Below are 25,851 nucleotides of genomic sequence, written 5' to 3' on the forward strand. Positions count from 1 at the left end.
ATTCTCCGACATCTCAACGGTTTCCGAGGTCACAGCGTGGTCTCGGGGGCATCGGCCGAACGCCGCTCCGGCGCAGAGCGCCACAGTTCACGGGAGCCCAATGGCAGAGGCAGCACAGACCAGGCAGGTCTGGAGCGCGATGCTCGATGCGCTCGGTACCGACGATCGGATCACGCCGCAGCTCCGAGGGTTCATCAACCTCGTCGAGCCCAAAGGCATCATGGCCGGCACCATGTACCTCGAGGTCCCCAACGACCTCACCCGCGGAATGCTCGAGCAGCGCATCCGTGTCCCTCTACTGAATGCGATCGCCTCCCTCGACCCCGGGCTCGAAGTGGCGAACTTCGCGATCGTCGTCAACCCTGACATCGATACCAGCCCGGTGGTGCCCGTCAGCGACGCCGCCGAGCCGCACTACATCGAGACCCCGGTGCAGACCGTCACCGAACAGGGCGCCCCTGTGGCGCGCGGCGAGACGCGGCTGAACGGCAAGTACAACTTCGACAATTTCGTCATCGGCGCCTCCAACCGCTTCGCCCATGCCGCCGCCGTCGCGGTGGCCGAGGCGCCGGCGAAGGCGTACAACCCGCTGTTCATCTACGGCGACTCCGGTCTCGGCAAGACGCACCTGCTTCACGCGATCGGCCACTACGCGGTCAATCTGTATCCCGGCATCCGAGTGCGGTACGTCAGCTCCGAGGAGTTCACGAACGACTTCATCAACTCGATCGCCACGAACCGTTCGTCGCTGTTCCAGGCGAGGTACCGCGATGTCGACGTGCTCCTCATCGACGACATCCAGTTCCTGCAGGGCAAGGACTCCACTCAAGAGGCGTTCTTCCATACCTTCAACACGCTGCACGACCACAACAAGCAGGTCGTCATCACCAGCGATCTTCCGCCGAAGCATTTGACGGGGTTCGAGGACCGTATGCGCTCGCGGTTCGAGTGGGGTCTGATCACCGACGTCCAAGCGCCCGACCTCGAGACCCGCATCGCGATCCTCCGCAAGAGGGCGCAGAGCGACAAGCTGCAGGTTCCCGACGACATCCTCGAGTTCATGGCTTCGAAGGTGTCGAGCAACATCCGCGAGCTCGAGGGAACCCTGATCAGGGTGACCGCGTTCGCCAGCCTCAACCGGACTCCCGTCGACATGTCGTTGGTGCAGACGGTGTTGAAGGACCTCATCACGCTCGATGAGGACAACGTCATCGCGCCGGTCGACATCATCAATCACACCGCCGACTACTTCAAGCTGAGCGTCGACGACCTCTACGGCTCGTCGCGTTCGCAAGCCATCGCCACGGCCCGTCAGATCGCCATGTACCTCTGCAGGGAGCTGACGAACCTCTCACTCCCCAAGATCGGCCAGCTCTTCGGCGGACGCGACCACACCACCGTCATGTACGCGAACAAGAAGATCAGCGAGCTCATGAAAGAGCGGCGATCGATCTACAACCAGGTGACGGAACTCACAAGCCGGATCAAGCAGAATCACCGCTACTCGCGCGGTTGACCGACCGGTTCTCCACAGTTTCCACAGGCTTTTCCCCCGTTCATGCCTCTTCGGGGATGCTTCGCCGCGCGCTGCTCACAGCATGTGGACGGATCTGTGGACAAGTCGGGGACGACACGCGACGGGCCTGTGGGGAATCCCATCGATCATGTGCAACTCGATCGGCCGAGGCCCCCTGCCGATCGACATCGTCCGCAGCGGCCCCCACACGAGATGCACATCTTCCATGGGTGTAGTTCCCTACTCCCGACAAGGATGTCAGCCGGCCGTCCACACCATCCACACCCGTTAAGAGTGTTCCTATAGATATTCCTTCTGACTTCTCCGACAACCTTTTACCGACGGCGGGAGAGCGGGGCAGAGGCGCGGACGCCCGGTTATGCGCGGGGGACACAGCCGCTAGCATTGACCACCGGTAAGAACAGACAGGGGAAAGCGTGAAGTTCCAGGCGAACAGGGACGTCTTCAGCGAGGCTGTGTCCTTCGCGGTGAAACTCCTTCCCCAGCGGACGACCCTTCCGATCCTGAGCGGTGTGCTCATCGAGGCCGGCAGCAACGGTCTCACCCTGTCGTCGTTCGACTACGAGGTGTCCGCCCGCACCGAGATCGCCGCCGAGGTTTCCGAGCCCGGCCGTGCGCTGGTGTCCGGTCGACTCCTCGCCGACATCGCCAGCCGACTCCCGAACGCACCCGTCGAGGTGGCCTCCGAGGACAGCCGCATCGTGGTCCGCGCCGGCTCCGCCCGCTTCACCCTTCTGAGCATGCCGGTCGAGGAGTACCCGAGCCTGCCGAAGATCGGCGAGCCCACCGGTGTCGTCGCCGCCGACGTCTTCGCGAGCGCCGTCGCCCAGGTCGCGGTCGCCGCGTCGCGCGACGACGTCACGCCCGTCATCACCGGTGTCCAGCTCGAGATCTCCGGCGACCGACTCAACCTCATCGCCACCGACCGGTACCGCGTCGCCGTGCGCGGCATCCAGTGGGAGGCGAGCGCCGACGGGCTCGAGAAGCTCAGCGCCCTCGTCCCCGCCCGCACGCTCCAGGAGGTCGGCAAGACCTTCGGCTCGAGCGGCACGATCGCGATCTCGATCTCCGGCAGCGAGGACCGCGAGCTCATCGCGTTCAGCGCAGACCGCAAGACGGTGACGTCGCTCCTGATCAAGGGCAACTTCCCGCCCGTCGGTCGCCTGTTCCCCGAGGTCGTCGAGAACTACGCCGTGATGAACACCGGCGAGCTGATCGAGGCCACCCGCCGAGTCCAGCTCGTGCTCGAGCGCGAAGCCGCGCTCCGATACTCCTTCGACCTCGACGGTCTGACGCTCGAAGCCATCGGCAGCGAGCAGGCTCAGGCCTCCGAGAACATCGAAGCCCTTCTGACCGGGACTGACACCGTCGTCTCCCTCAAGCCGCAGTTCTTGCTCGACGGGCTGGGAGCCGTTCACTCGGAGTTCGTGCGCATCGCGTTCACGAAGACCGAGAACCCGAACAAGCCGGGTCCGGTGCTCATCACCAGCCAGTCCAGCAAGGAGCAGAGCGGAACCGACGACTATCGGTACCTGCTGCAGCCCAACCTCCTGCTGCGCTGATCACGAAGGAAACACCTCACATGCAACTCGGTCTCATCGGTCTCGGCAAGATGGGCAACAACATGCGTACCCGGCTGCAGAACGCCGGTATCGACGTGGTGGGCTACGACACGAATCCCGACGTCTCCGACGTCAAGGACCTCGCCGAACTCGCGTCGCGCCTCGAGGCGCCGCGCACCGTCTGGGTGATGGTCCCCGCCGGAGAGATCACCGACTCGGTGATCACCGAGCTCGCGGGAGTCCTCGAACAGGGCGACCTGGTCATCGACGGCGGCAACTCGAAGTTCACCGAAGACTTCAAGCACGCCGAGCTGCTCGCGAAGACCGGCGTCGACTACGTCGACTGCGGTGTCTCGGGCGGCGTCTGGGGTCTGAAGAACGGCTACGGCCTGATGGTGGGCGGCAGCGACGAGCAGGTCCAGCGCGTCATGCCGATCTTCGACGCGCTGCGCCCCGAGGGTCCTCGCGAGGAGAGCTTCGTGCACGTCGGCCCGGTCGGCGCCGGCCACTACGCGAAGATGGTGCACAACGGCGTCGAGTACGCCATGATGCAGTCCTACGCCGAGGGCTTCGAGCTTCTCCGTTCGCGTGACGACCTCATCAAGGACGTCACCGGCACCTTCAAGGCCTGGCAGCGCGGCACGGTCGTCCGCTCGTGGCTCCTCGAGCTGCTCGTGCTCGCGCTCGAACAGGACCCCGACTTCGAGGAGATCGACGACTACGTCGCCGACTCGGGCGAGGGCCGCTGGACCGTCGAAGAGGCTGTCGACCGCAAGGTGCCGATGCCCGCGATCGCCGCGTCGCTGTTCGCGCGTTACGTCTCCCAGCAGGACCAGTCTCCGGCGATGAAGGCCGTCGCCGCGCTACGTCAGCAGTTCGGCGGACACGCCACCAAGCCGTCCGCCGACGGCTGAGTAGAAGAGGTCCGGCGTGAGGGTGCGCCATCTGAACCTGGTCGACTTCCGTAATTACGAGAGCGCCGACGTCGAGCTGCTGCCCGGCGTCAACGTGTTCGTCGGCAGCAACGGCCAGGGGAAGACCAACCTCGTCGAGTCCCTCGGCTACCTCAGCACCCTCGGGTCCCACCGGGTCTCGTCCGACCAGGCGCTCGTGCGTCAGGGGAAGGATTCCGCGATCGTCCGAGCGCTGCTGGCGCACGGCGACCGCGAGATCCTCGTGGAACTGCAGATCAACGCGGGTTCGGCCAACAAGGTGCAGGTGGGCAGGTCCCCGGCGAAGCTCCGGGACCTGCCCCGGTACCTGTCGAGTGTGCTCTTCGCCCCCGAAGACCTGTCGCTGGTGCGCGGCGATCCGTCGGGGCGCCGCCGGATGCTCGACAATCTGCTCGTCCTGCTCTCTCCTCGCCTGGCCGGAGTGCTCTCGGACTACGACCGGGTCCTCCGTCAGCGCAACACCCTGCTCAAGAGCGCCCGCGCCACGGGGACAAAGGGCGCGGGGCTCGCCACCCTCGACATCTGGGACGAACGGCTCGTGGAGCTGGGATCCGAGATCGTCGCGCAGCGCCTGTCCCTCGTCGACCAGCTGCGCGGACACGTCGCCGGTGCGTATACCGCCATCGCCGGCGCCGACCACCGCCCCCGACTCGGGATGCAGGTGAGCGTCCTCGCGAACGATCCCGACTCCGACGACCGCGGTACCGAGCGGGTGGAGTCGAGCATCGACGCCGCCGAGCTGGCCGAGCGCTTCCGCGAGAGCCTTTCGCGGGTGCGTCCACGCGAACTCGACCGCGCGATCACGCTCGTCGGGCCCCACCGCGACGACCTGCACCTCGAACTCAACGGACTTCCGGCCCGCGGATACGCCAGTCACGGGGAGTCCTGGTCGTTCGCGCTCGCTCTGCGACTCGCCGCTGCGGAACTGGTCCGCGAGAGCTCGTCGGCTGGTGACCCGGTACTGATCCTCGACGACGTGTTCGCCGAGCTCGACGAACCCCGACGCGAGCGCTTGGCCGTCGCCGTCGCCGGCTACGAGCAGGTCCTCGTCACCGCAGCCGTCGAGGGCGACATCCCGTCGACGCTCACCGGTCGGCTGATCCGCATCCGCGCAGGTCGCATCGACGGGGTCGCCGAGCAGACCGCCGACGGGGATGTCGCGTGAAGGACGACGACGTTCGGGACGAGGCGAGGTCGGTGTATCTCCGTCTGCGGGAGGCGTTCGGAGGTGCTCCGCGGACGTCGGCGAGGCGGACGAAGAGCAGGCGGGCCAAGGAAGGCGAGACGGTTCCCTTCGGACCCGGCCGCGACCCCGGCACCATGGGGGACGTGCTCGATTCGCTCACGAAGACGATGGGGTGGACGACGCCGCTGGCGCAGACCGACCTCGTCGCCGCATGGCGCGACATCGCGGGGCCGGAGACCGCGGAGCACTCCTCTCCTACCGGCATCGACGACGGAGTGCTGCAGGTTAAGTGCGATTCGACCGCGTGGGCGACGCAGCTCCGACTGATGCGGACCGAGCTGATCACGCGCATCATGAGGGAGTACCCGGACGCCGGTGTGGAGAACATCTCCTTTTCCGGGCCTGGTGCCCCCACCTGGAAACGTGGTCCCAGGTCGATTCCAGGGCGGGGTCCGCGCGATACCTACGGGTGAGCCGACAAAAGAGGTCACCCCTGCGGAATTCGTCGCTCAGAAAGCCTCTGACGCCGCCGCGCCCCCTCCAGGTTTGATAGGATCGTACGGACCGGCGGGAGCCTTGAACGTATGACAGACGACACGAACACGACCACGCCGGATGACAGCTACGGCGCCAGCGCGATCCAAGTGCTGGAAGGCCTCGAAGCCGTTCGCAAGCGGCCCGGCATGTACATCGGTTCGACTGGACCTCGCGGTCTGCATCACCTCGTCTACGAGATCGTCGACAACTCGGTCGACGAGGCGCTCGCGGGCTACTGCGACAACATCCAGATCTTCATCCGCGCCGACGGGGCCGTGACGGTCATCGACAACGGCCGCGGCATCCCGGTCGACATCCACCCGGTGGAGAAGCGGTCGACCGTCGAGGTGGTCCTCACCGTGCTGCACGCGGGCGGCAAGTTCGGCGGTGGCGGTTACGCCGTCTCCGGTGGTCTCCACGGCGTCGGATCCTCGGTCGTGAACGCGCTGTCGACGCGCCTCGACGTCGAGGTGCGCCGTCAAGGGTTCGTCTGGCGCCAGAGCTTCGAGAACGGCGTCCCTCTGGCACCGCTCGAGAAGGGCGAGGCCTCCGACGAAACGGGCACCTCGATCACCTTCTGGCCGAACGCCGAGATCTTCGAGACCGTCGACTTCGACTATGAGACGCTCCGCACGCGCTTCCAGCAGATGGCCTTCCTCAACAAGGGTCTGCGAATCGCGATGACCGACGAGCGACAGGAGATCGGCGACGACGGCGAACCCGTCGACGGCCTGACCCACGTCTACCTGTACGAGCGCGGACTCGTCGACTACGTCGAGTACCTCAACGCGTCGAAGAAGGCCGATCTGGTCAACAACGAGGTCATCGACTTCGAGGCCGAAGACACCGAGCGCAAGATCTCGCTCGAGGTCGCGATGCAGTGGACGACGAGCTATACCGAGAGCGTCCACACCTACGCGAACACGATCAACACCCACGAGGGCGGCACCCACGAAGAGGGCTTCCGCGCCGCACTGACCACGCTCGTCAACAAGTACGCGCGCGACAAGGGCATCCTCAAGGAGAAGGACGACAACCTCTCCGGCGACGACGTGCGCGAAGGCCTTACCGCCGTCATCTCGGTGAAGCTCGGGGAGCCGCAGTTCGAGGGCCAGACGAAGACCAAGCTCGGCAACACCGAGGCGAAGGCGTTCGTGCAGCGCGTCGCCGGCGACCAGCTGGGCGACTGGTTCGAGCGCAACCCGCTGCAGGCCAAGGAGATCATCCGCAAGGCGATCCAGGCCGCGACTGCGCGCATGGCCGCGCGGAAGGCGCGAGAGACCGCTCGACGCAAGGGCCTGCTCGAGGGCGGCGGTATGCCGGGCAAGCTCAAGGACTGCCAGAGCAAGGACCCGACGGTATCCGAGATCTTCATCGTCGAGGGCGACTCCGCCGGCGGTTCCGCGGGGACGGGACGCAACCCGTTCACGCAGGCGATCCTGCCGCTGCGCGGCAAGATCCTCAACGTCGAGAAGGCACGACTCGACCGCGCCCTCGGCAACGCCGAGGTGCAGGCGATGATCACGGCATTCGGTACCGGCATCGGCGAGGACTTCAACGCCGAGAAGGCGCGGTACCACAAGGTCATCCTGATGGCCGACGCCGATGTCGACGGCCAGCACATCACGACGCTGCTGCTGACCCTGCTGTTCCGGTACATGCGGCCGCTCATCGAGCTCGGCTACGTGTACCTCGCCATGCCGCCGCTCTACCGCATCAAGTGGAGCAACGCACCGCACGACTACGTGTACAGCGACGCCGAACGCGACGCGGTGCTCAGCGATGGGCAGGCGAACAACAAGCGCATCCCCAAGGAGAACGGGATCCAGCGCTACAAGGGCCTTGGCGAGATGGACTACAAGGAGCTGTGGGAGACCACCATGGATCCCGACACCCGGACGCTCCGGCAGGTGACCCTCGACGACGCCGCGGCGGCCGACGAGATCTTCGCCACCCTGATGGGCGAGGACGTCGAGTCCCGCCGCTCGTTCATCCAGCGCAACGCCAAAGACGTCCGCTTCCTGGACATCTGACCGCGCGATCGTGCCGGCGACGGCGGTCGGGTGACGCGCACTCGTGTGCCCCTCATCCGGACCGCCGACCTAGAGCTTTCCACCGACTTCCCACCGTAAGAACGGACCCCGATGACCGACAAGATCGAGCAGGTAGACCTTCAGCTCGAGATGCAGAGGTCGTACCTCGACTACGCGATGAGCGTGATCGTGGGACGCGCCCTCCCCGACGTACGCGACGGGCTGAAGCCGGTGCACCGCCGGGTCGTCTACGCGATGTTCGACGGCGGCTACCGCCCCGACCGGGCGTTCAGCAAGTGCGCCCGCGTGGTCGGCGAGGTCATGGGGCAGTACCACCCGCACGGTGACAGCGCGATCTACGACGCCCTCGTCCGACTCGTGCAGCCGTGGAGCCTGCGGTATCCGCTCGCTCTCGGCCAGGGCAACTTCGGCTCTCCGGGCAACGACGGCGCCGCGGCGTCGCGGTACACCGAGACGAAGATGGCCCCGCTCGCCATGGAGATGGTGCGCGACATCGACAAGGAGACCGTCGACTTCCAGGACAACTACGACGGGCGCACCCAGGAGCCCGTCGTCCTGCCGAGTCGGTTCCCGAACCTGCTGGTCAACGGATCGGTCGGTATCGCCGTCGGCATGGCCACCAACATCCCGCCGCACAACCTGCGCGAGGTCGCCGACGGCGCCCTGTGGGCACTCGCGAACCCCGAAGCCACCCGCGAGGAGCTGCTCGCCGCGCTGATGCAGCGCATCAAGGGACCCGACTTCCCGACCGGCGCGCAGATCCTCGGCACCAAGGGCATCCAGGACGCGTACCTCACCGGTCGCGGATCGATCACGATGCGCGCCGTCGTCAACGTCGAGGAGATCCAGGGACGCACCTGCCTCGTCGTCACCGAACTGCCCTACCAGGTCAACCCCGACAACCTCGCGGTGAAGATCGCCGAGCTGGTCAAGGACAACCGCATCGCCGGCATCTCCGACATCCGCGACGAGAGCTCGGGCCGCACCGGTCAGCGCCTCGTCGTCGTGCTGAAGCGCGATGCGGTCGCGAAGGTCGTCCTCAACAACCTGTACAAGCACACGCAGCTGCAGGAGAACTTCGGCGCCAACATGCTGGCGATCGTCGACGGGGTGCCTCGCACCCTGCCGATCGACGGCTTCATCTCGGCGTGGGTCGACCACCAGATCGATGTCATCGTCCGTCGCACCGAGTACCTGCTGCGTGAGGCCGAGGAGCAGGCGCACATCCTCCGCGGTTATCTCAAGGCGCTCGACGCGCTCGACGAGGTCATCGCTCTCATCCGCCGGTCTCCGACCGCCGACGCCGCGCAGACCGGCCTCATGGAGTTGCTCGACGTCGACGAGATCCAGGCCGACGCGATCCTGCGCCTGCAGCTGCGCCGCCTCGCCGCGCTCGAGCGGCAGAAGATCGTCGATCAGGCGGCCGAGATCGAGCTGCAGATCGCGGACTACAAGGACATCCTCGCGAGCCCGTCGCGTCAGCGCACGATCATCAGCGACGAGCTGACCGAGATCGTCGACCGCTTCGGCGACGAGCGTCGGACCGAGATCCTGCTCGGCTACGACGGCGACATGAGCATCGAGGATCTGATCCCCGAAGAGGAGATGGTCGTCACCGTCACGCGCGGCGGGTACATCAAGCGCACGCGCAGCGACAACTACCGCAGCCAGCACCGCGGCGGCCGCGGCGTGCGAGGTGCGCAGCTGCGCGCCGACGACGTCGTCGAGCACTTCTTCGTCACCACCACCCACCACTGGCTGCTGTTCTTCACCGACAAGGGCCGGGTCTACCGGGCGAAGGCCTACGAGGTTCAGGAGGGCGGCCGCGACGCGAAGGGTCAGCACGTCGCCAACCTGCTGGCGCTGCAGCCCGATGAGCAGATCGCGGAAGTGCTCGACATCCGCGACTACAACGTCTCGCAGTACCTGGTGCTCGCCACCCGCAACGGTCTCGTCAAGAAGACGGCGCTCACCGAATACGACACGAACCGCACCGGTGGCATCATCGCGATCAACCTGCGCGAGGGCGACGAGCTCGTCTCGGCGCTGCTCGTGAACTCCGACACCGACGTGCTGATGGTGTCGAAGAAGGGCATGTCGATCCGGTTCACCGCGACCGACGAGGCCTTGCGCCCGATGGGCCGCAGCACGTCCGGCGTGATGGGCATGAGTTTCCGCGACGAGGATCAACTTCTGTCGGCGTCGGTCGTCGGCGGCGACGAGGCTGAGAACTACGTGTTCATCGTCACCGAGGGCGGCTACGCGAAGCGCACTTCGGTAGACCAGTACCGTGTGCAGAACCGTGGCGGACTCGGCATCAAGGTCGCGAAGCTCGAAGAGGCTCGCGGCGACCTGGCCGGTGCGCTCATCGTCACCGAGGGCGACGAGGTTCTCGTCGTTCTGGCAGGCGGAAAGGTGGTTCGTTCGGGTGTCTCCGAGGTCCCGGCCAAGGGACGTGACACCATGGGTGTTGTCTTCGCTCGCTTCAGTGCGCAGGACAGGATCATCGCTGTCGCCAAGAACAGCGAACGCAACGTGGAAGGCAACGCCGAGGGTGACACCCCCGAGGGCGAAGCAGTAGAGGCTCCGGGAGAGGGAGAGAACGCCGATGAGTAGTGTCGCCGAGAAACTCGCGCGCAAGTCGTCTTCGTCTGCGCGGACCCCTCAGGCCAAGCAGGTCCGTCTGAAGCTGGTCTACGTCGACTTCTGGTCGGCGGTGAAGCTGTCGTTCCTCGTGATGGTCGCGCTCGGCATCGTGCTGATCGTGGGCAGCTTCCTCGTCTGGATGGTGCTCGCGCAGACGGGTATCTTCGACACCCTGAGCGGCCTCTACGGTGAGATCTCCGGCGAGGACAGCTTCAGCATCACCGAGATCTTCGGACTCGGACAGGTGCTCGGCATCGCCCTGGTGCTGGCCATCCTCAACATCATCGTCGGCACCGTGCTCGGCGCGATCGCGACGGTGCTGTACAACCTGAGCGTCCGCATCACCGGCGGTGTGCTCGTCGGTTTCGCCAACCAGTAGGCGATTCGCACAGCAGGCCATCCGTAAGGTAAAGTCGAACCTGCTGTTTTCGGGGCTATAGCTCAGGCGGTTAGAGCGCTTCGCTGATAACGAAGAGGTCCCAGGTTCAAGTCCTGGTAGCCCCACGTACACCCGGTGCGCCGCTTCGGCGGCGCATCGGAGCACACGGGGACGTAGCTCAGTTGGCAGAGCGCCTGCTTTGCAAGCAGGATGTCAGGGGTTCGATTCCCCTCGTCTCCACAAACGACGAACCAAGCGCCACCGAAGGGTGGCGCTTTTTGTCGTTTGTGGAGACGAGAGGATGAGAAGCCGGGTGAAGGTGGGCCCCTGCCCGCGAGGGGCCCCGGGCGGCGCGAAGCGACGGCTGGGGGAGCGGGTAGGGAGTCGATTCCCCTCGTCTCCACAGACGGCACTGTGTTGGCTAACGATCAAGGCGTCGGCCAAAGGGCGGCGCTCTTGTCATTTGTGGATGGTGCACCTCCCTCGTATCGCTTCGCTCAACGGGCGGGTCTTGAGGGACTTTCGGCCCCGCATTCCGCGCCGCCGGGGGCCGCTAGAGTCGTTAGGGCCGTCGAGACGGCTCTCTTCGACAACGAGAACGGTGAATGCGATGCGAATCGGTATCCTCACGTCCGGCGGTGACTGCCCCGGTCTCAACGCGGTGATCCGCGGCGCGGTGCTGAAGGGCGACCGTGCCTACAACGCCGAGTTCGCCGGCTTCCGCTACGGGTGGCGCGGCGTCGTCGAGGGCGACATCGTGCCGCTGGACCGTCACGACGTGCGCGGTCTCTCGCGTCAGGGAGGAACCATTCTCGGCTCCTCGCGGACCAACCCCTTCGAAGGCGAGAACGGCGGGCCCGACAACATCAAGCGGACCCTGGCGGAGAACGGCATCGACGCGATCATCGCGATCGGCGGTGAAGGGACCCTCGCCGCCGCGCGCCGACTGTCCGACGAGGGCATCAACATCGTGGGCGTCCCCAAGACGATCGACAACGACCTCGCCGGCACCGACTACTCGTTCGGCTTCGACACCGCCGTCGAGATCGCCACCGAGGCGATCGACCGCGTGCGGACGACCGCCGAATCGCACCAGCGCTGCATCCTCGTCGAGGTCATGGGCCGCCACGTCGGGTGGATCGCCCTGCACTCGGGGATGGCCGCCGGTGCGCACGCCATCCTCATCCCCGAGCGCCCGATGAGCATCGAGCAGATCTGCGAGTGGGTCGAAAGCGTCCGCGACCGCGGCCGGGCTGCGGTGCTGGCCGTCTCCGAGGGCTTCCGTCTCAGCACGATGGAGGAGGAGCACTCGCACCTCGGACTCGACGCATTCAACCGCCCCCGCCTGGGCGGTATCGCCGAGCTGCTCGCCCCGATGATCGAGGCGCGCACCGGCATCGAATCGCGCTCGGTCGCCCTCGGGCACCTGCAGCGCGGCGGTGTGCCGAGCGCCTACGACCGGGTCCTCGCCACGCGGCTCGGAATCCACGCGGTCGACGCGGTCGTCGCCGAGCAATGGGGCACCATGGTCGCCCTCCGCGGCACCGACATCGTGCACTCCACCATCGCCGAGGCCACGGGCGGGCTCAACACGGTGCCCGACGCCCGCTACGACGAGGCCGCCGGACTGTTCGGCTGAGAGACGCCGCAACGAAGAAGGCCCGCCCCCTGAGGGAGCGGGCCTTCTTCGTCGAGAATCGTCAGGCGGCGGGAGTCGTCGGCGGGACGTCTCCGGGTGCCGCCTCGGGCTCGTCGTCGGCGATCCACAGATCGTCGTCGGCCCGGAAGGTCTGCCACGCGGCGTATGCGAGGCCCGCGAGGGCCACGACACCGAGACCGACGAGCACGAAGGTTCCGGCGCCGGGGCCGGACTTCTTCGGGCCGATGGCCTTCTTCGCGTTCTTGGTCGCCTTCTTCGCCTTCTTGGTGACCACCTCGGCGGTCTTCTCCGTGCGGCCGCGGACGGCATCGACCACGGAGAGGGCCGATCCGACCACGCCGGCGACGGCGGGAAGGACCTCATCGACCACGGTGTGCTTGGCCGAGTTCACGGCCGCGTTGGTGACGGCGCGTCCGCGCTCGACACCGGGGCGGAACCGCTCGTCGTACGTCGTCTGCACCCGGGGAACGACCTCCTCGCGGGTGAGGTGACCGGCCTGTCGTGATGCCTCGCGGATCACCGACGTGGCACGGTCGAGGACCTGCTGCTGCTCCTGCCAAAGCTCCTCAGCGTGACCCTTGAGCTTGCGGAGCTCCTTCTTGCGCTTGCGGGAAAGACCCATCCTTCGCCTCCAATGCGGGAATGCTCGCGTCGCTCCATCTTGCCATCTAGTCCACTGGGAGCGACCTGAGGGTTTACAGAGGCTCGGTAGGATCGAGACATGACCTCGCACACCGCAGTCGCGACCCTTCACACCACGCAGGGCGACATCCGCATCAACCTCTTCGGCAACCACGCTCCCAAGACGGTGCAGAACTTCGTCGGACTCGCCACGGGAGCGATCGAGTGGACCGACCCGGCCACCGGCGACAAGCGCACCGACCCGCTGTACTCCGACATCGTCTTCCACCGCATCATCCCCGACTTCATGATCCAGGGCGGCGACCCGCTCGGGAACGGCACCGGCGGCCCCGGCTACGAGTTCAACGACGAGATCCACCCCGAGCTCGACTTCACCGCGCCCTACGTGCTCGCCATGGCGAACGCGGGGACGTACGCCGGCAAGGGCACCAACGGATCCCAGTTCTTCATCACGACGGCGCCCACCACCTGGCTGCAGGGCAAGCACACCATCTTCGGTGTCGTCGCCGACGACGAGTCGAAGGCCGTCGTCGACAAGCTCGGCACGGTGGCCACCGACGGACGCGACCGTCCGCTCGAGGAGCAGCGCCTCACGAGCATCGACATCACCGAGGCCTGATCGGTGCCGAGCCAGGGCTCCAGTCGCGCCTGGCGGCGCTTCGTCACGGCCGTCGCCCCGTCGGCCACCAACGTGATCATCTCGGTCACCCTGCTCGTGTTCCTGGTGCAGCTGCTCCCGGGCATCGGGTCGGCGGTGACCGCCGCACTGCTGTACTCGCCCGCGTACTCGGGGTTCCCCGGCTACCCGTTCGAGCCGTGGCGTCTCGTCACCGTCGCGCTGGTGCATTCGCCGCAGCAGCTGTTCCACATCTTCTTCAACATGCTCGCGCTGTGGATGTTCGGTCAGCAGCTCGAGACGATGCTCGGCAAGTGGCGCTTCCTCGCTCTCTACGTCATCTCGACGTTGGGCGGCTCGGTGGCGGTGCTGCTGCTGCAGGGCGGAAGCGTCGTAGGTGCCTCGGGGGCGATCTTCGGTCTTCTCGGCGCCTTCTTCGTCCTGGTGCGCAAGCTCGGGGGCAACACCACCGGGCTGCTCATCGTCATCGGTCTGAACCTCGCGATCGGCTTCTTCGTCGGGTCGATCTCCTGGCAGGCGCACGTCGGCGGCCTGGTGGCCGGCGCCATCGTGGGCATCATCTACTCACAGACCAGGCATCGCCGACTCCGCCCGCTGCAGGTCGGCCTGTTGGCCGGATTCTCGGTGATCCTCGTGATCGTGGGCGTCTATCCGGCCCTCATCTACTGAGCCCGGTTATCCACAGGACAATCCACACTGTGCATAGAGTTACACCCGTGTAACTCCCTAGGGGCACCCGCATCCACCCGGGTACGAAGAAGGGCCGGTGAACTTCACCGGCCCTTCTTCATGTCGTGTTGGGGTCAACGCCACCTGGTGGTCATCAGGAAGCCGATGAAGGCGATGCCGAACCCGATCAGAATGTTCCAGCTCTCGAGCGAGGGGATCGGCCACGCGCCCTGGCTGACGTAGAACACGATGACCCAGGCCAGGCCGAGGAGCATGAAGCCGAACATGAGCGGCTTGAACCAGACGGGGTTCGGAGCCCCCTCGCCGGAGCGCTCGTCGACGGGACGGTCGGAGGAGCGCAGCTTCACACGTGCCATGCGCGGGAGTCTATCAAAAGCGATCAGCGTGAATATCGGTGGAGCAGCGCGGAGACGGTGAAGCACGAGCACGTAGGATCGCCTGGTGAGCAGGAGGAGAGCCGAGCCGCGTACGTCGCGGAGCATCTCGGCGGTGGGGGTCTTCGGCGAACTGCTCGTCACCGCAGGGGTACTCGTGCTGCTGTTCCTCGGCTGGCAGCTGTGGTGGAACGACATGATCCTCGCCGGCTCGCAGACCTCCGCCGCGCAGGAGCAGAGTCGAGAGTGGAACGATCGGGTCGAGCCCGCTCCGGTGCCGAGTGCGAGCGCCGCGACCGAGGGAGCGCCCGTCGACTTCGGTGACCCCCTCGTCGCCGAGGAGCCGGGCCACGGCGACGTCATCGCGAATCTCTACGTGCCACGATTCGGCGAGGACTACGTGCGCACCATCGCGCAGGGCACCAGCACCGACGTCCTGAACAGCACCCGGCTCGGTATCGGGCACTACGAGGGAACCCAGATGCCCGGTGCCGTCGGCAACTTCGCCATCGCGGCTCACCGCAGCGCCTACGGCGGCGGTATGCACCTCATCAACGAGTTCCGTCTCGGCGACCCCATCTACGTCGAGACTCCCGACGGCTGGTACACCTACCGCTTCACGAACCTCGAGTACGTCCTTCCCTCCGCGGTCAGCGTGCTCGACCAGGTGCCGAAGAACCCGGGCATCGCGGCAGGCGATCGCATCATCACGCTGACGAGCTGCAACCCGCTGTACTCGACCAACGAGCGGATCATCGCCTATGGCGTCCTCGACTCGTGGCAGCCGCGATCGGCCGGCGCTCCCGCCGAGCTGTCCGCGCAGATCGCCGAGGAGGGCTGATGTACGCCGCACTCTGGAGGGTCCTGCCGGGGCCCTGGTGGGTTCGTGCACTGATCCTGCTCGTCCTCCTCGCCGCCCTGCTCTTCGTCCTCGCGACCTGGGTCTTCCCCTGGGTCGACACGATGCTGAACCCGCAGGAAGTGACGGTGGGCAGTACCAGCGCTGGAGGTGCGCGATGACCCGGATCCTCGTGATCGACAACTACGACAGCTTCGTCTACACGTTGAACGGCTACCTGCAGCAACTCGGAGCCGAGACCGACGTCGTGCGCAACGACGCCATACAGGAATCGGACCTGCAGGAGACGCTCGCCGAGTACGACGGGGTCCTCGTCTCACCCGGTCCGGGCAAGCCCGGCGACGCCGGTGTCTCGATCGCCGCGGTGCACGCGGCCATCGAGAGCGGTCAGCCGTTGCTCGGAGTGTGCCTCGGCCACCAGGCGATCGCCGAGGCGCTCGGTGGCGTCGTCACCAACGCCGAAGAGCTGATGCACGGTAAGACCTCGAAGGTCGAGCACGACGGCAGCGACTTCTACGACGGCGTACCGCAGCCGTTCACCGCGACCCGCTATCACTCGCTCGCCGTCGTGGACGGCACCGTGCCGTCGGACCTCGAGGTCACCTCGCGTACGACCGGCGGCGTGATCATGGGTCTGCAGCACGTCGAGCGACCGGTCTTCGGAGTGCAGTTCCACCCCGAGTCGGTGCTGACCGAGGGCGGCTACCGGATGCTCGGCAACTGGCTCGGTGTCGTCGGACTCGACAGCGCGCGAGAGCGCGCGAAGTCGCTCAACCCGCTGATCACCGCTCGCACCGACTGATCGAGCCGCGGCGTCCCGGATGGGATGCGCGGACGGACGATCAGGTTCCGTCGCAGTAGTCGATGACGATCTCGGAGCCCTGCGGCACCGTTCCCGGGGGCATCGACTGGGTCACGACGATGTCGCTCTGCGGTCCGCAGCCGCCGGTGCGTCCGATCGTCACCCGCAGACCCAGCTCGGGACCTTCGAGGATTCCGCGCGCCTCGGCGATGGTGAGATTGCGCACGTCGGGGAGTTCGACGACCCCGTCGGAGACGATCAGGTTCACCGTGGATCCCTCGCCGAGCTGCGTGCCGGCAGGCGGGTCGCTGCTGATGACGACGTCGTTCGCGTAGGTCGGTGAATGCTGCCGGGTGATCGACCCGACGGTGAAGCCCTGCGCGGTCAGCGCCTCCTGCGCCCCGGCGAGGCCGGTGTTCTCCACATCCGGCACGGCTGCCTGCGCGATCCCGCTCGACACGTACACGTCGACGGAGTCGCCCTGCGCGAGTCGCGTGCCGGCGGGCGGATCGGTGCGGATCACCTGACCCTCTGCGATGGTCGGACTCGTCTCGGTGTGCTGGCTGACGACGAGATCGAGGTCTCGCAGCGCTTCAGCCGCACTGTCATAGGTGGCGCCGGTGAGGTCGGGCACTTCGCGGGCGACGTCGACCACCTGCTGGGTAGGCGAGAGGCTGACGACCCAGAAGACCACGGCGGCGACGATGACGATCACGGCGAGGATGCCGGACCAGATCCAGACCGCAGGAGGCCGGTTCTGGGTGCGGACGATCGTGTAGTCATCGGCCGCGAGCTGCTTCATCGCGGTCGAGGCCCCGAGGGTGTCGCTCGGTGCGGCGCCGAACAGCGTCGCACCGAAGTCCGGCTCGGGCAGCTTCTTCTGGGGGATCCGGCCCGACGCGGCCGTCTGGACGTCGTCGCGGAACTCGGCCGCGCTCTGGTAGCGCTCGTTGCGATCCTTGGTGAGCGCCCGCAGCACGACGGCGTCGAGGGCGGGGGAGATCTTGGGGTTGATCGAGCTCGGCACGGGCGGCTGCTCGCTCACGTGCTGGTAGGCGACGGCGACTGCGGTGTCGCCGCGGAACGGCGCCCGACCGGTGAGCATCTCGAAAAGGACGATGCCGGTCGAGTAGAGGTCGGTGCGGGCGTCGACGGACTCGCCGCGCGCCTGCTCCGGCGAGAAGTACTGGGCGGTGCCGAGGATCGCGGTGGTCTGGGCGACAGTTGCCGACGAGTCGGAGATGGCTCGGGCGATGCCGAAGTCCATCACCTTCACCTGGCCGTTGCGGGTGATCATGATGTTGCCGGGCTTGATGTCGCGGTGAACGACGCCGGCACGGTGGGAGTACTCGAGTGCGGTGAGGATGCCCTCGACGATGTGCGTCGCCTCGGCGGGCTCGAGCGGGCCCATCGAGATGATGTCCTTCACCATCTTGCCGTCGACGTACTCCATCACGATGAAGGGCACTTGGGTCTCGACCCCGCGCTCGTCGAGGACGATCTCCTCGCCGGCGTCGAAGACCCGGACGATCGTCGGGTGAGCCATGCGGGCCGCCGACTGCGCCTCCTGGCGGAAGCGCACGCGGAAGGCCGGGTCGGAGGCCAAGGACGAGCGCAGCAGCTTGATGGCGACGGTGCGTCCGAGGCGTGTGTCGGTGCCGAGGTGGACGTCGGCCATGCCGCCGCGACCGATCAGCGAACCGACCTGGTAGCGGCCGGCGAGGAGCCGACGGCCGTCGGTCGTCTTCGGTTTCTCGGTGGGACCCGTCGAGGTCGCCATCAGTTACCGTCCGTCGGCTCGGGGTTTGGAGCCGCCTGGACCTGGACGGTGAGCACACCGGAGTCGGGCGAGTTCCGCGATCCGCAATAGGCCACGTACGACACGGTGATCGGCCCGGTCGCGCCGGCGGTCACGTTGATCGAGGTGACATCGGCGCCGACGTTCTGGGTGCCGCTGTTCGGCACCCCGCTCACCGACACCCCGTACCCGGAGCGGCTGCCGCTCGGGCACGAGTTGAAGGCCGGCCAGCTCACCGGGAAGGTGGCGTTGGCGGCGACCGTCGAGTTCGGCGTGGTAGGCGCGTTCGGGGCGGGGATCTCCGCAACCGGTGCGTAATAGGTGACCGTGATGACCGTGCCCTTGGGCAGGTTGCCGGTGGGGTTCACCGAGTAGACGATGCCGACCTCGTCATCGGAGGTCGCCGCGTTGCCCTCGGTCAGCTCGACGCCGAGGCCGAGACCCTCGAGCGCGGCCTGCACGTCGCCGAAGGGGCGACCGGTGTAGTCGCCCTGATTCACGGTGACCGTGTTGCTTGTCTGCGTGGGCGTCGGTGTCGGCGTGGTGGGCCTCGCGCTGGTGGGCGGAGGGGAGCTGGTGGACGGGGTGTTGCCGCCGCCGTTGTTGTTCAGCGAGGTGATCAGGAACCCGATCAGCACGATGCCGAGCACCACGATGATCCCGATGAGCGGCCAGGTCCACGGGCTGCGCTTGCGCGGGGCGTCGCCGTCGGGGTTCTCACCGTCGGCAGCGGCCGCCGCGGCTCCGGCGCCTGCCGCGGCGGAGGGGAGGACCGTGGTCGCCTGCGTGGGCGCACCCTGGGCGGGGAAGAGCTGCGTCGCCGCCTCGGTGGGCGGGGTCGCCGCCCCGTGCGGCAGGATCGCCGGCACCGCGGCCGCGGCAGCCGCGACGTCGCCGCGGCGCAGCGCCTGAGCGGCGCGTGCCAGGTTCGCTGCGGAAGCGGGACGGTCGGACGGGCTCTTGGCGATGCACGCGTAGACGAGGTTCCGTACCGGCTCCGCGATGGTCAGCGGCAGCTCGGGCGGCGTCTCGTTGATCTGCGCCATCGCGATGGCGACCTGCGATTCGCCCGTGAAGGGGCGGCGTCCGGCGAGGGCCTCGTAGGCGACGATGCCGAGGGAGTAGATGTCCGTCGCGGGCGAGGCCGGGTGTCCGCTGGCCTGCTCGGGCGAGAGGTACTGGACCGTGCCCATCACCTGACCGGTCGCGGTGAGCGGGACCTGGTCGGCGATGCGGGCGATGCCGAAGTCGGTGATCTTGACACGCCCATCGGGCGTGATCAGGAGGTTTCCGGGCTTGATGTCGCGGTGCACCAGACCGGCCGCGTGGGCCGCCTGCAGGGCGGAAGCCGTCTGCGCGACGATGTCGAGCACCTTGCCCGTGGGCAGGGTGTGCTCGCGCTCGAGGATGGTCGAGAGTGCCTCGCCGGGGACGAGCTCCATCACGAGGTAGGCGCTGCCCTCCTCCTCGCCGTAGTCGTAGACGTTGGCGATGCCCTCGTGGTTGACGAGCGCGGCGTGACGGGCCTCAGCGCGGAAGCGCTCGAGGAACCCGGGATCGCCGAGGTACTCGTCCTTCAGGATCTTGATGGCGACGGTGCGCCCGATGACGAGGTCGGTGGCCTCCCAGACCTCGCCCATGCCGCCGATGGCGATCCTGCTGGCGAGTTGGTACCGAGAACCGAAGGTGAGCCCAGCTGCAGGTCTCATTTGTTCAGCACCGCCTCCATGACTGCCTTCGCGATCGGCGCGGCAACCAGGTTGCCGTAGCCCGTCTGCCCCAAACCGCCACCGTTCTCGACCACGACCGCTACAGCCACTCGGGGGTTGTCAGCGGGGGCGAACCCGGTGAACCACAAGGTGTAAGGATCGTCCTCACCGTTCTCAGCGGTCCCCGTCTTACCTGCCACGCTGACCCCGCCTATTCTTGCATTACTGGCCGCGCCGTTCTCGACGCCGTTGACCATCATCTGGGTCAACGTTGCAGAGGTGTTATCACTGATCGCCCGCGAGAACTCCGTCGGCTCCAGCTGTTGCCGGACCGACAGATCGGGGGCGAGGATCTGCTCGATGAGAGTGGGCCGCATGACCACTCCTCCGTTCGCGATTCCGGCGGAAACCATCGCCATCTGCATGGGCGTGGCGCGGTCGTCGCCCTGGCCGAAGGCCGAGAGCGCGGTCTGTGCATCGTCGAGTCCACGGGGGTAGGAGCTCGGGGTGACCGACATGGGCACGTCGAGTTCCTGACCGAAGCCGTAGGCGCGTGCCATGTCTCCGATGGCCTGCTCGCCGAGCTCGACGCCGAGCTCCGCGAACGGGATGTTGCAGGACAGTCGCAGTGCGGTCGCGATGGTCGCGGTGGAGCCGCCGCCGCACGAGCCGCCCTCGGAGTTGTTCACGAGCGAGTTGCTACCGGGCAGCTGGTAGGTGCTGGGGTTCGGGAACTCGCTGTCGGGCGTGTAGCGGCCGCTCTCGAGTGCGGCCGACGTGACGACGAGCTTGAAGACCGATCCGGGCGGATTGAGGCTTCCGCCGATGGCCCGGTTCTGCAGCGGCTCGGCGGGGTCGTCGAGCAGTGCCTGGTAGGTCGCCTCCGCTTGGCCGGTGTCGTGCACCGAGAGCAGGTTCGGGTCGAAGCCGGGCTTGGAGACCAGGGCCAGGATGGCGCCGGTGGCCGGGTCGAGGGCGACGACCGCGCCCTGCTGGTCGCCGAGCGCGTCGTATGCGGCCTGCTGGACAGCGGGGTCGATGGTCAGCTCGACGGTGTCGCCGACGGGTTCCTGGCCGGTGACGACGCGGTTGATCTGGTCGAAGAACTGCGAGCCGGCGCTGCCGCTCAGGTCCTCGTTCAGCGCGCCCTCGATGCCCGTCGGCTGGCCGCCGAGGGTGAGGTAGCCGGTGACCGACGAGTAGAGGTCGCCCTGCGGGTAGGTGCGCAGGAACTTGTACTCGTCGTCGACCGGCACCGACTCGGCGATCGGCTGACCGTCGACGAGGATCGGACCGCGCTGGGCCGAGTAGCTCTCGTACAAGGTGCGGACGTTGCGGGGGTCGTTGTCGAGGGCGTCGACCTGGACGACCTGGATGATCGAAGTCGAGGTGAGCAGGGCGACGAACATCAGGACCACGAGGATGCTGACGCGCTTCAGTTCGCGGTTCATCGTGCACCCCCGCTCATACGACGATCCTCGGCTGGGTTCGCACGGAATCCGAGACGCGCAGCAGCAGCGCGGCGATGATCCAGTTCGCGACGAGAGCCGAACCGCCCGCCGCGAGGAACGGCGTGGTGAGGCCGGTGAGCGGGATGACGCGGGTCACGCCGCCGATGACGATGAAGCACTGCAGGGCGAGCACGAAGGACAGACCGACGGCGAGGAGCTTGCCGAAATCGTCCTGCCCCGCGAAGCCGATGCGCAGTCCGCGTGAGACCAGCAGCAGATAGAGCGCGAGGATGCAGAAGATGCCGGTGATGCCGAGCTCTTCGCCGAGGGTGGCGATGATGTAGTCGCTCTGCGCGACGGGGGTGAGGTCGGGGCGCCCCTGGCCGAGGCCGGTGCCGACGATGCCGCCGTTCGCGAGACCGAAGATGCCCTGCACCAGCTGGTACGAGCCGCCGTCGGCGTCGTAGATCGCCGGGTTGAAGGCGTCGAGCCAGTTCTGCAGTCGACCGTTCACGTAGCTGAGGGTCTGGCTGGCGACCAGCGCGCCCGCGGCGAACATGAGCAGGCCGATGAGCACCCAGCTGAAGCGGCCGGTGGCGACGTAGATCATCACGAGGAAGAGCCCGAAGTAGAGCAGGGCGGTTCCGAGGTCGCGCTGGAACACGATCACCGACATGGCGAGTGCCCAGATGACGAGGATGGGGCCGAGGTCGCGCACGCGGGGGAGCTGGAGGCCGAGGAACTTCTTGCCGACGATGGCGAGCGACTCGCGCCTCGTGACGAGGTAGCCGGCGAAGAACACGGCGAGGGCGATCTTCGCGACCTCGCCGGGCTGGAAGGTGAACGCGCCGACGCCGATCCAGACGCGCGCGCCGTTGATCTCGAGTCCAATGCCGGGAAGCATCGGTAGCAGCAGGAGGACCACGCCGACGAGCATGGCGAGGTAGGTGTAGCGCTGCAGGATGCGGTGGTTGCGCACGATGAGCAGCACCGCGATGGCGATCGCGATGGCGATCGCGGTCCAGACGATCTGGCGGACGGCGACGGAGTCCCAGCCCGAGTCGTTGTAGGCGATGTCGACGCGGTAGATGCCGGCGATGCCGATGCCGTTCAGCAGGGTCGCGATCGGCAGGATGAACGGATCGGCCTCAGGAGCGACGAAGCGCATGCTGAGATGCATCGCGAGGGTGAGGACCGACAGGCCGACCCCGAGCGTGATGAGGGTGGTGTCGATCGTGCCGATAGCGCCGAGCTGCACGAGAACGATGGCCGCCGAGTTGATCAGCCACACGAGCACGAGCAGCACGAGCTCGAGGTTGCGCAGCTTGCGCGGGATGCGCATCGTGCGCACCTTGCGGCCGTCGTCCTTGCGAGGCGGGGCGGCGTTCGTGGCGACCTGTTCGGTGGTCACTGCGCGCTCCCCGAGGTCGTGTTCCTCTCGAGGTTGGTCACGATCGCGAGGGCGTCGGTGATCGAGTCGGCGCTGATCGTGTCCTCGACGCGCGTCTGGTAGAAGGTGGGCAGGTCGTCGACGGCGATGTCGGTGTCCTGGAAGACGGAGGACAGCGGGATCGGACCGATGCTCTGTTGGACGCCCTGGTAGATCGCGACGCGGTCGCCGTTGACACCGACGTAGTAGCGCGACTGGGTCCACTGGTATCCGACGACGGCGGCGGTGATCGCGCCGGCGAGGATCACGGCGACGCTGACGAGCCAGGTGAGGCGCCGACGTCCCGCCCGCTTGCGGTCCTCGGCGATGAGGGCGTCGAGGTAGTCGTCGGCGTCGGACTCGAGGTGGGTCTCGCGCGCGACCGAGGACGACTTGATGGGGTGCAGCAGCAGGGAGGGCAGGCGGAGCCGACGTCCGGCCTCGGGGTCGAACTCGAGGGGAGCGGCGGCCGATCCGACCGTCACCGCGACCGACGGCGCGTCGGGGGCGACCTGCTGCGGGTCGATGTCGGCGACGACGACGGTGACGTTGTCGGGGGCCCCGTGGTCGAGCGCCTCCTTCACCAGCTGGTCGGCGACGTCGCTCGGCGAGCCGTCCTCCTGCAGCAGCTGGTGGATGCGCTCCTCGGAGACGTAGCTGCTGAGCCCGTCCGAGCAGAGCAGCCACCGGTCACCGGGTGTAGTGCCGAGGATGCTGGTGTCGATCTCGGGTGCGGCGTCGATGTCGCCGAGCACGCGCATCAGCACCGATCGGCGAGGGTGCACCGCCGCTTCCTCCGGCGTGATGCGTCCGCTGTCGACGAGACGTTGCACGAACGTGTGGTCGGCGGTGATCTGGGTGAGCTCGCCGCCGCGGAGCAGGTAGATGCGCGAGTCGCCGATGTGGGCGATGGCGATGCTGTCGCCGACGCGGATCATGGCGCTGACGGTGGTGCCCATCCCGGTCAGCTCGGGGTGTTCGAAGACGGTCTCGGCGAGCAGCTGGTTGGCGGCGACGAGTGCCGACTGCAGGGCGAACTCGGCGTCCTGGGGCGAGGCGTAGTACTGGGTGTCGGTCTCGGCGATGCGGTTCACGGCGATCGCGGAGGCGACGTCGCCGCCCGCGTGGCCGCCCATCCCGTCGGCGACGACGAAGAGCTGACCGCCGGCGAAGCCGGAGTCCTGGTTGTTGGAGCGCACCTTGCCGACGTGCGACACGGCGGCGCCGACCGTTCTCTGAGCCACCGGGGGTTACCGCCGCAACTCGAAGCTCGTCGCGCCGACCTTGATGGGGGTGTTCATGGGCACCTGGGTCGGGACGGTGATGCGCTTGCCGTCGAGGAAGGTGCCGTTGGTGGAATCGAGGTCTTGGATGACCCACTCATCGCTCCACAGCAGGAGACGCGCGTGGTGGGTGGAGGTGTAGTCGTCGCGGATCTGGAAGCCCGATTCGCTCGAACGGCCGATGGTGAGCGGCTCGGTGCCCAGCGGGATCTCGAGGCCCGACTTGGGGCCCGAGGTGATGACGAGGCGGCTCGCGGTCTTCGTGGTCGCCATGGGCTTGGAGCCCTGAGTGGCGACGGGCGGCCCGGTCGGCAGCGACTGTACGGCCGGGGGAGTGTGCACAGGAGGTGTGGGAGCGGCGAACGCCGGCTGCTCCTGCACCTTGCGGACGCGGCTGCCGAACAGGTCGGAGCGGAGGGCGTAGACGACGGCGAAGACGAACGCCCACAGCAGAGCGAGGAAGGCGATCCTCAGGATGAGGAGAGTGAGTTCGCTCATCGGTCCGCCCAGAAGTTGCCGAGGTCGTCGCCGCGGTTGCCGCCGCCGCTCTGATACCCGCTGCTCTGGCCGGCGTCGGCACTCTGCGGCAGCACCCGGAACACGATACGGGTACGGCCGATCTGCACCACCGAGTCGGGTGCGAGCAGGGCCTTCGACACCCGCTGACCGTTGAGGGTGGTGCCGTTGGTCGAGCCGAGGTCGTTGACCTGCGCCCGCTCGCCGTCCCACAGGATCTCGACGTGCTTGCGGCTGGTGCCGGTGTCGTCGAGGGTGATGTCGGCGTCGTGTCCGCGGCCGATGACGGTGCGCGACTGGGTGAGCGGGTAGCGCTTGCCCCCGATGTCGAGCACCGGGTTCCAGGAGACGCGGCCCTGCACGGATCCGGAATCGACCCGGAGCAAGCCGTCGGTCATCGACGGCTCCTCGGTGAGGACGATGCTGATCGGGCCGGCGAACTGGTAGCCCTGCGACTTGGCGTGCTGCTGGACGAGGCTCGTGAGCTCGTCGATGAGGCTCGCTCCGAGGGAGCTCATGCGGGCGAAGTCGCCGGACGACAGCTGCACGGTGAAGCGGTTGGGGGCGAGGATGCGGTCGCGGGAGACGACGGCGGCGCGGGTGTCGAGTTCCTTCCGCAGCGCAGCGGTGATCTCGAGCGGCTGCAGACCCGACTTGAAGGTCTTCGCGAAGGCGCCGTTGACCGCACGCTCGAGACCTCTTTCGAAGCTGTCGAGAATGCCCAAGGGTCGGCGGCCTTCCGTTGTGAGAGCGCGGTGATGCCACGCATGGCTAGCGGAATGCTATCCGCACAGCCTTACAGCCCCGTGCTCGTGCGCCGGTAACGGCGCGCGGAGACCGGAAATGGGGCGTCGCCGGTGTGCTAATCTCGTTGGTCGGCGCGCAAGCGTCGATGGTGAGCGCGAGTGGCGGAATAGGCAGACGCGCACGGTTCAGGTCCGTGTGCCCGTGAGGGCGTGGGGGTTCAACTCCCCCCTCGCGCACCAAAGAGTAGTTCGTGTAACTGGGCGACCGGGATTGTGTATCTCGGTCGCCGAGTGCATTCCAGGGGTCGAACGGCACCGCTTAGGCCTTCAGCGCCGGGTCGACGTTCCCTACCGACAAGATGTCTAGGTGTTTCGGTCGCCATTGGCTGTTGAGGCGAGCC

The 25,851-nt window shown here is 67.2% G+C and carries 23 protein-coding genes and 3 tRNA genes; 17 read left to right on the plus strand and 9 right to left on the minus strand.

Annotated features, from left to right (window positions below):
- The first annotated feature begins 100 nt into the window (after window positions 1–100).
- The 11 genes from dnaA (at window position 101) to NGH83_RS00055 (ending at window position 12,493) form a co-directional block, all read left to right on the plus strand.
- A complete protein-coding gene (gene dnaA, locus NGH83_RS00005; RefSeq protein ID WP_251857046.1) occupies window positions 101–1,516 on the plus strand; it encodes a chromosomal replication initiator protein DnaA in 1,416 nt (471 codons plus the stop codon).
- A gap of 437 nt (window positions 1,517–1,953) precedes the next feature.
- On the plus strand, window positions 1,954–3,099 hold the full coding sequence (dnaN, locus tag NGH83_RS00010; RefSeq protein ID WP_251857047.1) for a DNA polymerase III subunit beta: 1,146 nt from the start codon (window positions 1,954–1,956) through the stop codon (window positions 3,097–3,099).
- Window positions 3,100–3,119: 20 nt separating this feature from the next.
- Window positions 3,120–4,013, plus strand: a complete 894-nt coding sequence (gnd, locus tag NGH83_RS00015; RefSeq protein ID WP_251857048.1) for a phosphogluconate dehydrogenase (NAD(+)-dependent, decarboxylating) — start codon at window positions 3,120–3,122, stop codon at window positions 4,011–4,013.
- Between the two features lie 16 nt (window positions 4,014–4,029).
- The gene (gene recF / locus NGH83_RS00020; protein ID WP_251857049.1) at window positions 4,030–5,217 is read left to right on the plus strand and encodes a DNA replication/repair protein RecF; all 1,188 of its coding nucleotides are present in this window, start codon (window positions 4,030–4,032) and stop codon (window positions 5,215–5,217) included.
- A gap of 32 nt (window positions 5,218–5,249) precedes the next feature.
- Window positions 5,250–5,711, plus strand: a complete 462-nt coding sequence (locus NGH83_RS00025) for a DUF721 domain-containing protein (protein ID WP_251857050.1) — start codon at window positions 5,250–5,252, stop codon at window positions 5,709–5,711.
- Window positions 5,712–5,822: 111 nt separating this feature from the next.
- Window positions 5,823–7,808 carry a DNA topoisomerase (ATP-hydrolyzing) subunit B gene (gene gyrB, locus NGH83_RS00030; RefSeq protein ID WP_251857051.1) on the plus strand — a complete coding sequence of 662 codons (1,986 nt, stop codon included), beginning with the start codon at window positions 5,823–5,825 and terminating at the stop codon, window positions 7,806–7,808.
- Window positions 7,809–7,919: 111 nt separating this feature from the next.
- Complete coding sequence (gyrA, locus tag NGH83_RS00035) at window positions 7,920–10,445, plus strand: DNA gyrase subunit A (RefSeq protein WP_251857052.1); 2,526 nt, start codon at window positions 7,920–7,922, stop codon at window positions 10,443–10,445.
- Entirely contained in the window at window positions 10,438–10,854 is a 417-nt protein-coding gene (locus NGH83_RS00040; protein WP_251857053.1) for a DUF3566 domain-containing protein, read from the plus strand. The genes gyrA and NGH83_RS00040 overlap by 8 nt, the downstream gene beginning before the upstream one ends.
- Before the next feature lie 51 nt (window positions 10,855–10,905).
- Window positions 10,906–10,979 (plus strand) — tRNA-Ile (locus tag NGH83_RS00045).
- Between the two features lie 42 nt (window positions 10,980–11,021).
- A tRNA-Ala gene (locus NGH83_RS00050) sits at window positions 11,022–11,094 on the plus strand.
- Window positions 11,095–11,464: 370 nt separating this feature from the next.
- A complete protein-coding gene (locus NGH83_RS00055; RefSeq protein WP_251857054.1) occupies window positions 11,465–12,493 on the plus strand; it encodes a 6-phosphofructokinase in 1,029 nt (342 codons plus the stop codon).
- A 61-nt stretch (window positions 12,494–12,554) separates the two neighbouring features.
- On the opposite strand, the gene NGH83_RS00060 is transcribed toward NGH83_RS00055, so the two are convergent.
- Window positions 12,555–13,136: a hypothetical protein gene (locus NGH83_RS00060; protein WP_251857056.1), complete on the minus strand. Its 582-nt coding sequence runs from the start codon at window positions 13,134–13,136 to the stop codon at window positions 12,555–12,557.
- A gap of 99 nt (window positions 13,137–13,235) precedes the next feature.
- Here NGH83_RS00060 and NGH83_RS00065 point away from each other — a divergent pair, with 99 nt between their 5' ends.
- Window positions 13,236–13,775: a peptidylprolyl isomerase gene (locus NGH83_RS00065; protein ID WP_251857057.1), complete on the plus strand. Its 540-nt coding sequence runs from the start codon at window positions 13,236–13,238 to the stop codon at window positions 13,773–13,775.
- 3 nt (window positions 13,776–13,778) lie between these two features.
- Window positions 13,779–14,462, plus strand: coding sequence for a rhomboid family intramembrane serine protease (locus NGH83_RS00070; RefSeq protein ID WP_251857058.1), 684 nt, complete (start codon window positions 13,779–13,781; stop codon window positions 14,460–14,462).
- Window positions 14,463–14,596: 134 nt separating this feature from the next.
- Here the strand turns inward: NGH83_RS00070 and NGH83_RS00075 are convergent, their stop codons facing one another.
- Window positions 14,597–14,839 carry a cell division protein CrgA gene (locus tag NGH83_RS00075; protein ID WP_251857059.1) on the minus strand — a complete coding sequence of 81 codons (243 nt, stop codon included), beginning with the start codon at window positions 14,837–14,839 and terminating at the stop codon, window positions 14,597–14,599.
- Window positions 14,840–14,924: 85 nt separating this feature from the next.
- Here NGH83_RS00075 and NGH83_RS00080 point away from each other — a divergent pair, with 85 nt between their 5' ends.
- From NGH83_RS00080 to NGH83_RS00090, 3 genes are read left to right on the plus strand one after another with little or no spacing between them, the layout of a single operon-like run.
- Entirely contained in the window at window positions 14,925–15,698 is a 774-nt protein-coding gene (locus tag NGH83_RS00080) for a class E sortase (RefSeq protein ID WP_251857060.1), read from the plus strand.
- Window positions 15,698–15,877: a hypothetical protein gene (locus NGH83_RS00085; RefSeq protein WP_251857061.1), complete on the plus strand. Its 180-nt coding sequence runs from the start codon at window positions 15,698–15,700 to the stop codon at window positions 15,875–15,877. Before NGH83_RS00080 ends, NGH83_RS00085 begins: the two co-directional genes overlap by 1 nt.
- On the plus strand, window positions 15,874–16,518 hold the full coding sequence (locus tag NGH83_RS00090; RefSeq protein WP_251857062.1) for an aminodeoxychorismate/anthranilate synthase component II: 645 nt from the start codon (window positions 15,874–15,876) through the stop codon (window positions 16,516–16,518). The genes NGH83_RS00085 and NGH83_RS00090 overlap by 4 nt, the downstream gene beginning before the upstream one ends.
- Before the next feature lie 40 nt (window positions 16,519–16,558).
- On the opposite strand, the gene pknB is transcribed toward NGH83_RS00090, so the two are convergent.
- The 7 genes from pknB to NGH83_RS00125 form a co-directional block, all read right to left on the minus strand.
- Window positions 16,559–18,298, minus strand: a complete 1,740-nt coding sequence (pknB, locus tag NGH83_RS00095) for a Stk1 family PASTA domain-containing Ser/Thr kinase (RefSeq protein ID WP_251857064.1) — start codon at window positions 18,296–18,298, stop codon at window positions 16,559–16,561.
- Complete coding sequence (locus NGH83_RS00100) at window positions 18,298–20,025, minus strand: protein kinase (protein ID WP_251857066.1); 1,728 nt, start codon at window positions 20,023–20,025, stop codon at window positions 18,298–18,300. Before NGH83_RS00100 ends, pknB begins: the two co-directional genes overlap by 1 nt.
- On the minus strand, window positions 20,022–21,476 hold the full coding sequence (locus tag NGH83_RS00105) for a penicillin-binding protein 2 (protein ID WP_251857067.1): 1,455 nt from the start codon (window positions 21,474–21,476) through the stop codon (window positions 20,022–20,024). Before NGH83_RS00105 ends, NGH83_RS00100 begins: the two co-directional genes overlap by 4 nt.
- Window positions 21,477–21,489: 13 nt before the next feature.
- Complete coding sequence (locus NGH83_RS00110; RefSeq protein ID WP_251858553.1) at window positions 21,490–22,818, minus strand: FtsW/RodA/SpoVE family cell cycle protein; 1,329 nt, start codon at window positions 22,816–22,818, stop codon at window positions 21,490–21,492.
- A 65-nt stretch (window positions 22,819–22,883) separates the two neighbouring features.
- Complete coding sequence (locus tag NGH83_RS00115) at window positions 22,884–24,149, minus strand: Stp1/IreP family PP2C-type Ser/Thr phosphatase (RefSeq protein WP_251857069.1); 1,266 nt, start codon at window positions 24,147–24,149, stop codon at window positions 22,884–22,886.
- A gap of 6 nt (window positions 24,150–24,155) precedes the next feature.
- A complete protein-coding gene (locus NGH83_RS00120; RefSeq protein WP_251857070.1) occupies window positions 24,156–24,686 on the minus strand; it encodes an FHA domain-containing protein in 531 nt (176 codons plus the stop codon).
- On the minus strand, window positions 24,683–25,429 hold the full coding sequence (locus NGH83_RS00125) for a DUF3662 and FHA domain-containing protein (protein WP_251857071.1): 747 nt from the start codon (window positions 25,427–25,429) through the stop codon (window positions 24,683–24,685). The genes NGH83_RS00120 and NGH83_RS00125 overlap by 4 nt, the downstream gene beginning before the upstream one ends.
- Before the next feature lie 174 nt (window positions 25,430–25,603).
- Between NGH83_RS00125 and NGH83_RS00130 the strand changes: the two genes are divergently transcribed.
- Window positions 25,604–25,690: transfer RNA gene (locus tag NGH83_RS00130), tRNA-Leu, on the plus strand.
- The last annotated feature ends 161 nt before the right edge of the window (window positions 25,691–25,851 follow it).

Source organism: Herbiconiux sp. L3-i23 (assembly GCF_023734115.1).
Classification (GTDB): Bacteria; Actinomycetota; Actinomycetes; order Actinomycetales; family Microbacteriaceae; genus Naasia.

Bases quoted from the DNA above. Each gene is read 5' to 3' on its own strand.
- NGH83_RS00110 (WP_251858553.1), bottom strand. From the start codon at position 22,818: ATGCGCATCCCGCGCAAGCTGCGCAACCTCGAGCTCGTGCTGCTCGTG.
- NGH83_RS00075 (WP_251857059.1), bottom strand. From the start codon at position 14,839: ATGGCACGTGTGAAGCTGCGCTCCTCCGACCGTCCCGTCGACGAGCGC.
- NGH83_RS00100 (WP_251857066.1), bottom strand. From the start codon at position 20,025: ATGAGACCTGCAGCTGGGCTCACCTTCGGTTCTCGGTACCAACTCGCC.
- gyrA (WP_251857052.1), top strand. From the start codon at position 7,920: ATGACCGACAAGATCGAGCAGGTAGACCTTCAGCTCGAGATGCAGAGG.
- pknB (WP_251857064.1), bottom strand. From the start codon at position 18,298: ATGGCGACCTCGACGGGTCCCACCGAGAAACCGAAGACGACCGACGGC.
- NGH83_RS00105 (WP_251857067.1), bottom strand. From the start codon at position 21,476: ATGAACCGCGAACTGAAGCGCGTCAGCATCCTCGTGGTCCTGATGTTC.
- gnd (WP_251857048.1), top strand. From the start codon at position 3,120: ATGCAACTCGGTCTCATCGGTCTCGGCAAGATGGGCAACAACATGCGT.
- dnaA (WP_251857046.1), top strand. From the start codon at position 101: ATGGCAGAGGCAGCACAGACCAGGCAGGTCTGGAGCGCGATGCTCGAT.
- NGH83_RS00060 (WP_251857056.1), bottom strand. From the start codon at position 13,136: ATGGGTCTTTCCCGCAAGCGCAAGAAGGAGCTCCGCAAGCTCAAGGGT.
- NGH83_RS00040 (WP_251857053.1), top strand. From the start codon at position 10,438: ATGAGTAGTGTCGCCGAGAAACTCGCGCGCAAGTCGTCTTCGTCTGCG.
- NGH83_RS00055 (WP_251857054.1), top strand. From the start codon at position 11,465: ATGCGAATCGGTATCCTCACGTCCGGCGGTGACTGCCCCGGTCTCAAC.
- NGH83_RS00120 (WP_251857070.1), bottom strand. From the start codon at position 24,686: ATGAGCGAACTCACTCTCCTCATCCTGAGGATCGCCTTCCTCGCTCTG.
- NGH83_RS00085 (WP_251857061.1), top strand. From the start codon at position 15,698: ATGTACGCCGCACTCTGGAGGGTCCTGCCGGGGCCCTGGTGGGTTCGT.
- NGH83_RS00090 (WP_251857062.1), top strand. From the start codon at position 15,874: ATGACCCGGATCCTCGTGATCGACAACTACGACAGCTTCGTCTACACG.
- NGH83_RS00065 (WP_251857057.1), top strand. From the start codon at position 13,236: ATGACCTCGCACACCGCAGTCGCGACCCTTCACACCACGCAGGGCGAC.
- gyrB (WP_251857051.1), top strand. From the start codon at position 5,823: ATGACAGACGACACGAACACGACCACGCCGGATGACAGCTACGGCGCC.